The following is a 702-nucleotide window of genomic DNA, read 5'->3' as shown; positions in this document are numbered from 1 at the left end:
GTGACTGTGTTGCACGGAGCATTTTCCGGGAGCAAGTCCTGAACAGCATCCAGCAACCTTTCTTCTGTGTTGACTATTTCATCATCCCAAGTATCATTATCTGGGTTTTCTTCATGATGATCAGTCGGGAAGAATGTGTATCCTGAAGTCACAGTCTCAGGAGAAGAAACCTGAGAGGGTGTCATCTCTGTGAAAGTCACGTGAGACGAGGTGGCTCCAGAAGATACATTGCTAGGCGTCGTCGGAGTATAGGTAATCTCATCAGACGACGCTTCAGAAGAGCTATAGCCCTGATATATTACATTACAGGAAGCTCTGGTAGGAGATGTTGCCTGCTCGGAGTCAGACTCATCCTCGGATGTAAGAGGATTGTCTATCCAGCAACTTTCTCCATTTTCAGGAGTTGAGGGAGAATGTACCTGATTTTCTTCAGGGACCTCATGCTCTGGGTTGCGAGGAGGTTCGTTGGCGTGGTCTTGCTCTTGTTCTAGAGCGAGATGCTGCAAGATCCTTGCATATTCTTCAAGATCAGGCATGGGAGCCAGATCCTCTTCTTCGTCTTCTCCTTGTGGCTCAACATGGTTGATTTCCACTGGAGCAATGACAGGTGCTGGGTTAACAGCATCTTCTTGTGCAGCCACTTGGTCTTCTTCGTCATCAGACCAGGATTCTTGTGGTGCATAGGGGTTATACCAGATTACT

At 47.6% G+C, this 702-nt stretch carries 1 protein-coding gene; it reads right to left on the bottom strand.

What is annotated here, in order from left to right; all coding sequences use genetic code 11:
* The coding region (locus tag F8C76_RS18765) for a hypothetical protein (protein WP_211372176.1) at nt 1-702 on the bottom strand (702 nt) is incomplete at both ends.

Origin of the sequence: Flagellimonas olearia (genome assembly GCF_009184425.1) — a bacterium.
Classification (GTDB): domain Bacteria; phylum Bacteroidota; class Bacteroidia; order Flavobacteriales; family Flavobacteriaceae; genus Flagellimonas; species Flagellimonas olearia.
The sequence above is the reverse complement of the archived record's forward strand: the minus strand, read 5'-3'. Positions and strand labels throughout refer to the sequence as shown.